The organism is Streptomyces sp. bgisy100, from assembly GCF_057709105.1.
Window position 1 is genome coordinate 26,363 of record NZ_JBYITE010000062.1, and the last position, 9,080, is coordinate 35,442.

9 protein-coding genes are annotated in these 9,080 nt (G+C 68.2%); 4 read left to right on the forward strand and 5 right to left on the reverse strand.

What is annotated here, in order from left to right; all coding sequences use genetic code 11:
• Positions 1–594: 594 nt before the first annotated feature.
• Positions 595–993: an Imm50 family immunity protein gene (locus AC3EQ1_RS28445; RefSeq protein WP_432097194.1), complete on the reverse strand. Its 399-nt coding sequence runs from the start codon at positions 991–993 to the stop codon at positions 595–597.
• A gap of 10 nt (positions 994–1,003) precedes the next feature.
• The gene (locus AC3EQ1_RS28450) at positions 1,004–1,483 is read right to left on the reverse strand and encodes an Imm50 family immunity protein (protein ID WP_432097195.1); all 480 of its coding nucleotides are present in this window, start codon (positions 1,481–1,483) and stop codon (positions 1,004–1,006) included.
• A 343-nt stretch (positions 1,484–1,826) separates the two neighbouring features.
• Here AC3EQ1_RS28450 and AC3EQ1_RS28455 point away from each other — a divergent pair, with 343 nt between their 5' ends.
• Positions 1,827–2,399, forward strand: a complete 573-nt coding sequence (locus AC3EQ1_RS28455) for a MepB family protein (protein WP_432097203.1) — start codon at positions 1,827–1,829, stop codon at positions 2,397–2,399.
• Between the two features lie 216 nt (positions 2,400–2,615).
• Positions 2,616–3,230: a DUF6023 family protein gene (locus AC3EQ1_RS28460; protein WP_488187180.1), complete on the forward strand. Its 615-nt coding sequence runs from the start codon at positions 2,616–2,618 to the stop codon at positions 3,228–3,230.
• Between the two features lie 19 nt (positions 3,231–3,249).
• Here AC3EQ1_RS28460 and AC3EQ1_RS28465 read toward each other — a convergent pair whose 3' ends face one another.
• The gene (locus tag AC3EQ1_RS28465; RefSeq protein ID WP_432097197.1) at positions 3,250–4,146 is read right to left on the reverse strand and encodes a class I SAM-dependent methyltransferase; all 897 of its coding nucleotides are present in this window, start codon (positions 4,144–4,146) and stop codon (positions 3,250–3,252) included.
• Positions 4,147–4,231: 85 nt separating this feature from the next.
• Between AC3EQ1_RS28465 and AC3EQ1_RS28470 the strand changes: the two genes are divergently transcribed.
• A complete protein-coding gene (locus tag AC3EQ1_RS28470; protein ID WP_432097198.1) occupies positions 4,232–4,831 on the forward strand; it encodes a TetR/AcrR family transcriptional regulator in 600 nt (199 codons plus the stop codon).
• Between the two features lie 190 nt (positions 4,832–5,021).
• Here the strand turns inward: AC3EQ1_RS28470 and AC3EQ1_RS28475 are convergent, their stop codons facing one another.
• Positions 5,022–5,885, reverse strand: a complete 864-nt coding sequence (locus AC3EQ1_RS28475) for an alpha/beta fold hydrolase (protein WP_432097199.1) — start codon at positions 5,883–5,885, stop codon at positions 5,022–5,024.
• A gap of 497 nt (positions 5,886–6,382) precedes the next feature.
• Positions 6,383–7,483 (reverse strand): serine hydrolase domain-containing protein, encoded by a 1,101-nt coding sequence (locus tag AC3EQ1_RS28480; protein WP_432097200.1) that lies wholly within the window; start codon positions 7,481–7,483, stop codon positions 6,383–6,385.
• A 311-nt stretch (positions 7,484–7,794) separates the two neighbouring features.
• On the opposite strand from AC3EQ1_RS28480, the gene AC3EQ1_RS28485 reads away from it, so the two are divergent.
• The gene (locus AC3EQ1_RS28485) at positions 7,795–8,730 is read left to right on the forward strand and encodes a CPBP family intramembrane glutamic endopeptidase (RefSeq protein ID WP_432097201.1); all 936 of its coding nucleotides are present in this window, start codon (positions 7,795–7,797) and stop codon (positions 8,728–8,730) included.
• Positions 8,731–9,080: the final 350 nt, after the last annotated feature.

The window sequence follows — 9,080 nt, forward strand, 5'->3', positions numbered from 1 at the left end:
AGCATTGCGGGCCAAGTCCCCTTATTCCAGACACGCATGCCTCTGTCATGGATCCAGCGCTCGCAGGAGGGCAGGCGGCGGTCTCCACCGTTCGAGCCGGAGGAGCTTCCTCAAAGAGAAGCTCCCAAGGTTCATGCAACCTCAGCGAGGAGGACCACGCCTTCACGGAGCCTCTTCACCCCGGTTCCCGAGAGACGGACCCTTGCTGCGTGCGGAGGGTCGATGAAATCGACGCGCACTCCCTCATACCGATCGATCCAGTCCAGGGAGAGCGATTCACTTTCAGCAGCCCCTTGGCTTTCAAGTACGAATACCGAGCCGGTGTGCACAACGCCACCCACGCATCGCACGATGCAAACAGCCCAGGCCTCACCCGACTTGTCGACGGAATGGATGTGAAGCGCTCCCCTGTCGGCCACGCTCAGGGCCTCCCTTCACAACGTGTGCAGCAGCGATCCAGCGCCGCAGTCTTCCTCAGGCGGGTTCCCGCCGTTCGCCTTCCCAAAAGGTGCGCCTACGCGAGGTCGGCCACTCCACAGGGCTGTAGGGCTGTTCGTCCGATACTCCATCGCCGAACCGCCCTGAGGCATACAACTACCAGGAGGACGAGGCCAGGAATGCCCGGTGCTCAGCAAGCCGGGCAGTGGTGGCGTGGAAGCTCATGGTCTCGTTGCCGGCAGCGAGCATCACCTGAAGAAGGCCCGCGTGGTCGCGCGACAGGGTCACATGGGGTTCCTGGGCCCCGGAGAATCCGCACCAGTTCTCGATGCCGAGTCGGGTCACCTGGGCGAAGCGGAACAGGAACTGGCTGGCGTTGAAGCCCTTCCGCACCCACTCCGCCGGGGGCCTGTCCGGCAGGCGTCCCAGTTCGAATCCGAGCGTCACGTCCGGGTTCCTCTCGTCGATGTGCACGTAAATGAGCCGGAAGTCGCCCACTTTCAGGCTCTGCTCGAAGAGATCCCTGAAGGCTCCGGATTCATCGATGAGATCCATCCAGTGCGCGCTACACATAGAAGTTCCTCTCCGTGGTCTCCGGGAGAGTCGAACCGTATCTCCTCCTGCCCAAGGGGCTTGTGTAGTAGTACGTTTCGCTGCCGGGGGTTGCATCACGGTCATACGCATATGCGCTCACCCATGCCACGAGGAGGGAGTCGCTACTGGTGAAGTCGAGATCGATGCCTTCACCTTTTACGTGCACGCGGAGGCGGCGCAACGGGCAGGGCCGCAGGGCGATCGAAGCCACGGCGGGTGGGTTCCACGATCTCATCGACAGTTGGTCGACCGCCAGAAACTTCACCTGGCACTGGACTCGATCGCAGTGATGCTCCAGCCACTCCTCATCCGGTCTGTCCGCGAAGCCGGGAAGGTCGAGGCGAACGGTCACCGTTGGCCCGACCCGGCTGAGGTTCACCGACCTCACGGCAACCGATTCCAGCGGAGGGACGGAGGTGTAGAAGCGAGCCAACAGCTCGGGGTTTCTCACATACCCGATCCAGGACTAGGTCATGGCCGGGCCTCCGTACGGCCCGCCAACCCCAGCAAGTGCCGGGTAAAGACCTCACGGGACCGGGCAGGGGATGTGTCCGCTGTCCCACCACTCACGGCCGCTCCCCCTCACTCATATGACGCAGTACGCATGCTAATGATCTTCGCCAGGCTCCGAGCCGCCAGGCCACCCGCCTCGGAGAATCCGCGTCGGCACGCCCGCCTCAGCGCAGCAACGACCACTCCCGACACCCCCGCCACGGAGCCCCAGCAGCTCCACCCCCGGCGTCCACGGACCTCGAGGAGGCTCCATGAAGCGGTGGTGGCAGAATCGACGAGTGATGACGAAACATGGTGATTCCTCGGGATCCGACGCCACCGCACCGACCGCCCCCTGGCCAGGAGCGGAATCCCTCCCCGCAGACCTGCTCGCCGCGAAGGCGCTGGTCTACGACACCTGCGGCTTCGCCTGCTCGTCGCCGGCCGCCGAACCGGAGGGCGCCGAGTACGCGGCACACGCCTTCACCGTCGACGGGGCATCCGCCGTCTTCCGGGTTGCCAAAACCACGCCCACCAAGGTCGGGCAATTCGTCACCGTGTGGAAGCGGTCCACAGAAGGCCCCATCCGGCCGTTCGACGTTCGGGACGGTGTCGACCTCGTCATCATCAGCAGTCGGAGCGAGGGCCGTTTCGGGCAGTTCGTTTTCCCGAGAGACGTGCTCTGTGAGCGGGACATCATGTCGCGCGACAGTGCCGGCGGAAAGCGAGGCTTTCGGGTCTACCCGCCCTGGGTGACGACCACCAGCCGTCAGGCGGATCGCACGCAGGCCTGGCAGGTGAAGCACTTCCTGGACATCCCCGAGGACGGTGGCCCACTCGATTCCGCACGCGCCCGGGCCCTGTACCACCCGTAGACAGCCGGCCCTCCCGCTGTTCCAGGGGCCGTGCGGTCCTGGGCTCTGCCTCGCATGGCGCTCCGGTATCCCCATTCGCCTTCCGCTGAACTTCCTCAAACAACGGAACCACTCCCCCTACCGGCCCCTCTCGGTCCATGAAGTCCTGCGTTCGCCTGAGATGGCGACAGATCGAGGGGGATGGATGCCGTGGAAGGCCGCACACAGAGCGCTGTGATGAGAAGTGGATCCCTGCCCGCTGCACCACACACCCCGGTGTCGGCCTACGGTGGGTCCGCCGTCGGAACGTCGATCCTCACGGGCCCCGGGACAGCCGTAGAGGCCTGTCCGCGGTACGCCCGTGCCACCGTATGGGTCGCCTGCGTACTGTCGGCCGCTCTGACCGCCGGATGCACGGCGAGTTCCGGGGCCGACGGGCAGCGCTCGCGGGACGAGCCGCCCCGAGCCTCCTCCTCCCCCACCGCCTCCGAACGGCAACTCGCGAAACGAGCCCGGGCAGCCGTGGGTTCAGAAAGGGAAAGCGCGCACAAGTCCGTTGCGTCCGGCCACGGATCGCTCAGCGGCGGCCTTCACACACAGATCCCGCAGTTGAGACGGAGGCACTACACACTTGCGGTCTCCTGCGCCGGGACGGGAGAGGCCACCTTCACCGTGAAGAACGACGACCGCGAGGAAATGCGGCGATTCGACTGCGACGGCTCCGCTGTCCAGCAGAGCGGCGAGAAGGCCTCCAGCAGGTTCGAGATCGACATCGCCGGGCGACCGGGATCGTCCGGAATGGTTGCCTGGACACTGCTGCGCGATGACACTCCCGTTCTGAGCTCTCCCTGACGAGAAGTGTGCCCCCGGGTCAGGCGGTGCTACTGGGGTGTGTGTTGTCGGTGTGTGTGATGCCGGGGCGTGTGTTGCCGGGACGCGTGCCGCCGGTTCGCGTTGCCGTGACCGCCACCGTCGTGTAGCGCATCGTGAAGCTGCCGCCCAGCCCGTCGATGGCGGTGCCGACTCCTTCCAGCACCTGTGCCAGCTTCTCCGGCGGGAGCCGGGTGAAGGCGCCCTGCGTGGGCATCTGGTCCAGCCACGCGTCTCGGGTGTAGGTCCAGTCCCAGTCGAATCGCCACCGCTCCGGTTCGCCGAACGCGTCTGCCGCCCGCATGCCGTCGATCGCTTTGACGAACAGCGGCTGGTACCCGTCGAGGGCCGGCTCAGCCACCGCCTGAGCCAGGAACGGAACGTCCGGCGCCGCCTGTCGGCAGGCCGCGGCGAAGGCTTCCGCGACCTCGCGCGGCAGTTGGAACACATTCCAGAACGCCGCCAGTCGGCCGCCGGGCCTCAGGATCCGCGCGGCCTTGGCGGCCCCTGCCACGGGGTCCAGCCAGTGCCAGGCCTGCCCGGCGACGACCGCGTCGAATTTCCGGCCGGCCGGGTCCCAGGCTTCGAAGGTCGCTGTGTCGACCTCGGTCCCTCCGAGCCGGCGCGCGACCTCGGCCATCCGCTCGTCGGGCTCGACTCCGAGCACCCGGCAGCCGGCTGCCTGGAACTGGCGACTCGCTATGCCGGTGCCGCAGCCGACGTCGAGGAGGTCGGGTCCGGGGCCGCCGGCAACGATCCGTTCCACCAGAGCGTCGGGATAGCGGGGGCGGGCGCGGTCGTACCGTTGAGCATCCGTCCCGAAGGACTCGGCCGCCTGCCGGAATCGATGGGGCTCGTACGCTGGATCACCCGGTCGCACCGGGGGCGTAGTGGGCATGCGCCCACTATGGTGGGCACATGCCCACTCGTCAATGAGGTCCGGCCCGAAGGGTCCGGTACCGAAGACAGAGAGGATGCTCGGGATGCCGACAGGAGTGGCGCTGCGCGATGCGCGGGAGCAGCTGTTCGACGCCGCCGAGCGAATCCTGCTCCGGGACGGGCCGAACGCGCTGACCAGCCGCGCGGTGACGATGGAGGCCGGGTGCGCCAAGGGCGTTCTGCACCGGCACTTCGCCGACTTCGACGCCTTTCTGACCGAACTCGTCCTGGACCGGATCCGCCGGATCGACCACCAGTCCGCCGCCTTGCGCGCGTCCGCCGGGACCGGCACCGTCACAGAGAGCCTCACCGGGGCGCTGATGACCGTGTTCGGGTCGGTGGCGCTGGCGATCATCGGCCTGATCACCTCGCGGGACGGACTGCGCGCCCGACTGCGTCAGGCCGGCTCGGTCGGTGTCCCCGTCCTGACGGAAGCCACAGCAATGATCGCGTCTTATCTGGCCGCCGAGCGCGACGCCGGCCGCATCGCGGCGGATGCCGACGTCGACACGCTGGCGCTCACGCTGATCGGAAGTGGGCACCTGCTGTTCGCGGGCCGGGAGGGCACCCCGCCGGAAGCCGACGCCGTCGGCAGGGTGATCGCTTCGGTCATCGCCGGCGCGGTGCCGGATCGCGCGCCGTGAGGCGGATGCCGTACGAGGTGCACCGGCTGCGGTGAGCGGTGCGGCCCATGGAACGAGTTCCGAGCCGCGCCGCGACAGTTCGCTGCCGATGTGCGCCCGGATCGGAGCAACGCGTCAGATCGTGGTACTCGGGCACCGGAGGGTACGTCCACTCGGCACCGCCACCGCCGCCGTCCTCACCCGGCTCCGATCACGATGCGCAGGGCAGGAGCGCGGCGAGTTCGCCCAGAACCCGGGCCGCCGGTGCCGGGTCGACCAGCCACTTCAGGTGGCTGCTGGTGAGCGTACGGACGTCGTAGGGGTTCTCCGGCGTCAGCGCGTCGCCCTCGCGGATCATCCGGTCCTGCATGGCGAGCGGCACACCGGCGTCCTCGGTCAGCCGGATGTACGTCTTGGGGATCCGCCCCCAGGTGTCGGCCTGCGCCCGGTCGTCGGGTGTGCCGACGTCGAGGTTCTCGTCGGGCTGGAAGGTGTTGAGGAAGACCAGGAACTCCTCGTCCGTCCCGTCGGCGAGGAAGGCCGCCTTGAAGGCCGCGAGGACGCCGGGATCGGCGGACCGGAAGTTGGAGCGCAGCAGCCCGAGCTCGGCAGGGTTCCCGACCATCGCCGATGCCATCCCTGCGGCGTCGATCGTGGCCATCTCGGGCTCGGCGTAGTAGGCGCTGATGTCGAGGTCGACGGGGCACCAGGCGGAGACATAGACGATGCGGTCGATCAGGTCGGGCCGCTGGTTGGCTGCGACGGTGGCCGTCATACCGCCGCGGCTGTGGGAGACGAGGATGACGGGCCCGTTCCGCTTGGCCCGCTCCAGTATCCCGATGAGGTGCGCGACGTTGTCGGCGAGCGTGACGCCCTTGATGGCTCCCGGCGCGGTGGCGAGCCCTTCGAGGTCCTGCGGCGCCTGGTAGGCGCGCGAGTACGTCGCGGCGAACCCGTGCCCCGGAAGGTCGACGGCGACCGAACGGTGGCCGAGGAGGCCGAGTTCGGCCTGGAGAGGCGCGAAGGAGAAGGAGTTCGCGAAAGCTCCGTGAACCAGTACGAACGTCGGTTGCATCAGTCTGCACTCACTTTCTGGCCTCCGCGGCATCGGCAGCACCCGCATCGCCCTTCCCTATGCGCGAACCACTTCGCGGCAGAGGAGTGAGTCGTCGCTCTGAGCGGCCTCATCATCCCGGCCACAGGGACGCCTCGTGCAGAGCAAGCACCAGCGGTCAAGCGCGGAGTCACGAGGGCAGCACGTGACCGCCTGCCCGGAATCCGATGGTTCACCCTACTCAGTGCAAGATCAACGCACTACCCGAACGAGCCCTTCCGCTTGTGCACTTCTCCACCCGCACCCCGCACCCCGCACGGCATGGGCTTGGACTTCGGCTTGCTTCGGCTTGCTTCGGCTTGGGCTTCGACGGACAGCCCCACGGCCGGGATGCCCCACCGAAGCCGCTCAGGGGCGCCCCTCCGCCGGAGACCGGAGCGACGCCTCCCGAGAAGCGCTGTTGATCGGCCGGGCCGGGCTCGCGGTTCCTGCCCGGTCCAGCGATGGCCCCTATCGGTCTATCGGCCCTTGCCGCACAGGGCCGCGTCCACCGCCCCCTGGAGATGGCGCAGCCGTTCGCCCTCGGCCGCCCAGGTGGTGGTGTACACGGTTACGGTGCCGCGGCCGGCCGTCGCCCGGCCGCCGCCCACGGAGTTGCCGGGCAGATCGCCGCCGTGGCCCCAGTAGACGCCGCCGCAGCTGAGCGGGATCGAGGCGATGCCGTAGCCGTAACGACTGCCCGCCGGGTAGACGTCACGGCCGCCGACGTCGGTGGTGTCCCGGGTCATCAGGCGCACCGCCCAACCGGGCAGGATCCGTCCGCCGAGCAGTCCGTCCCAGAAGGCGTTGAGGTCCCCGGGAGTGGAGACGAGGCCGCCGGATGCCCCGAACTCGTACCCGGGGAGCTCGGTCAGGTCCACCCGGCCGCCCTCCGGGTGTGCCGGGTGGACGCCGTAGTTGCGGGCGTGGGGTCCGCGCAGGGACAGCTCGCCGGGCGCGGGCCAGTAGGTGTCGTCCAGGTGCAGGGGACGCAGAACCGTGCGCTCGATGTAGGTGCGGAAGCCGACGCCCGAGACCTTGTCGATCACCATGCCGAGCACCAGGTAGTTGGTGTTGGAGTAGCCCCAGTCGGTGCCGGGCTCGAAGGCGGGCTTCTCCTTGAGCGCGAGGTCCAGGTAGTCCTCGGGCGTGCCGGGCCGGTTCCAGTCGACCAGGGCCGCGTACTCCGGCAGCCCGCTGGTCTGCTTGAGCAACTGCCGTACGGTGATGGGCCGTCCGGCGAGCTGTGGGACGTAGCGGCTCGCGCGGTCGTCGAGGCGTATCCGCCCGTCCGCCACCAGGCGCATCACGGCTGCCGCGGTGAAGGCCTTGGTGTTGCTGGCCAGCCGGAACCGGCCCTGCGCGCCGACCATCGGACGGCCCGACTCCACGTCCGCGACGCCGGCGGTACGCGTGACCCTGCCGTCGTACGCGAGAGCGCCCGGCACCCCGTCCCGGTCGACGAGGAGATCCAACTGCCGCTGCACCGGATCACGGTGGCCGGCCGCCGCCACCGGGGCGCACGCCCCGATGATCGTCGCGGCGAGCAGGACTGTGGCGGCGAGACGCTGGCGATGCATGATTCCCCCTGGTCATGACTGGCTTGCGCGGGCCGATCGGCCGCTTCTCCGATGATCCTGCCAGAGCCTCGGCGCCACATCGGTAGGACGGACCCCCGCATTGGGGTGCGGCAAGCCCCAGGGCACGGCGCGGATTTGCTCCGCACCCCTGTCGCGCCACCTCCCTTAAAAGAGCTGCGCCAGCCCGACACAGCCATCCCGAAAAGGGGGGACAGGCATTCGTTCCTGGTAGCGATCCCATCCCGTACGGCCGGTGCGACGGTGGGGATTCCCGACGCAGGGACCAGGAATCCAAGAAGGCGGATGAGCTCATGCCCACACACCGACCGAATCCCGTCAGCCACCGATCCGATGTCGTCAGCCACAATCCCGTCAGCCGTAAAGGAGTGACGGCCTTCCTCATTATTTCGTTCGCCGGGACCTGGCTGTGGTTACTGTTCGCGCGGACAGCTCTCGATCTGTCCCCGCTGAACCCTCTCCTCCAGCTCCCCGGCTTCTGCATGCCCGGCATCGCCGCGGTGGCCGTCCGTCGCTGGATCACCAACGAGGGGTTTGCCGACGCCGGGCTCGGACTCCGCCTCAAGGCTGCTCGGCGCTACTACGCCGTCGCGCTTCTCGGTCCGCCGCTGCTCGCGGCGGCCACCCTCGCTCTCGCGGCGGTGTCGGGTCTGTGGCACCCGGACCTGTCAGGCCCGGGTGGAATCCCCGGAGTCAAGGAATTGGCAACGGTGCTCGGGCTCATGGCGGTGGCTCTGATCCTCACACCTGTCTACGCGGGCGAGGAATTCGGCTGGACCAGCTATCTCAGGCCGCGTCTCTTCGGGGGTCGCACCACGCCGTCCATCATTGCGACGGGCTTGATCTGGGCGGTGTGGCACTTTCCGCTGGCCTTCATCGGCTACGTCGAATTCTCGAATGTGGTGATCGGCCTGGCGGTGTGGACCCTGGTCTTCCAGCTCCAGGAGATCATCCTCATGTGGCTGTACGTGCGCAGCGGCAGCGTCTGGGTCGCGAGTTTGGCTCACGCGGGGAACAACATGGTTCTCTTCCTGGTACTCGGCGCCGTTCTCGACGACAGGGCGGGCCTGGGCTCGATCACCCCCATGCTGCTGTCTCTCGTTCCCATGGCCGCCATCTGCCTGTGGATCACCGGAAGCCGGAGGCTGACCGGCGAGCACAGGATCCCGGAGCCGGCCCTCACCCCGGGAGAACCAGGAAGGCGGCATGCGGAACTCGATCCTGAGTGACCATGTCTCCGCGGGGTGCCTGAGCTCTTGGACGGAAGACCTCCTCGCCTGCCATGGCTCCGGCACAACCGCCTGCCTCTTCACGGGTCTGGCATCGCACCTCTGACAGCCATCGCCTCGCAGCGGCGCGTGACTCGGCGCACATTCGTTGGTCTGCGGACAGGCGCCCGGGGGCCCGGACTTAGGATCCACTGCAATCGGCGAGCACGGGCAGTGGGACGGCCCCCGGGCTCCGGACCAGCCGTTCCCGGCTCAAGGGACGGCGTGATCCGGCACCGCGGGACACGGCTTCTAAGGCCGGGAGACGCGGTCTCGAAGACCCGGGGCAATACGGTGCCCGACAACCGGGC

What these genes read in the sequence shown, in the direction of transcription:
- AC3EQ1_RS28460 (WP_488187180.1), top strand. Translation starts at nt 2,616, where the DNA reads ATGAGAAGTGGATCCCTGCCCGCTGCACCACACACCCCGGTGTCGGCC.
- AC3EQ1_RS28455 (WP_432097203.1), top strand. Translation starts at nt 1,827, where the DNA reads ATGACGAAACATGGTGATTCCTCGGGATCCGACGCCACCGCACCGACC.
- AC3EQ1_RS28475 (WP_432097199.1), bottom strand. Translation starts at nt 5,885, where the DNA reads ATGCAACCGACGTTCGTACTGGTTCACGGAGCTTTCGCGAACTCCTTC.
- AC3EQ1_RS28480 (WP_432097200.1), bottom strand. Translation starts at nt 7,483, where the DNA reads ATGCATCGCCAGCGTCTCGCCGCCACAGTCCTGCTCGCCGCGACGATC.
- AC3EQ1_RS28485 (WP_432097201.1), top strand. Translation starts at nt 7,795, where the DNA reads ATGCCCACACACCGACCGAATCCCGTCAGCCACCGATCCGATGTCGTC.
- AC3EQ1_RS28470 (WP_432097198.1), top strand. Translation starts at nt 4,232, where the DNA reads ATGCCGACAGGAGTGGCGCTGCGCGATGCGCGGGAGCAGCTGTTCGAC.
- AC3EQ1_RS28445 (WP_432097194.1), bottom strand. Translation starts at nt 993, where the DNA reads ATGGATCTCATCGATGAATCCGGAGCCTTCAGGGATCTCTTCGAGCAG.
- AC3EQ1_RS28465 (WP_432097197.1), bottom strand. Translation starts at nt 4,146, where the DNA reads ATGCCCACTACGCCCCCGGTGCGACCGGGTGATCCAGCGTACGAGCCC.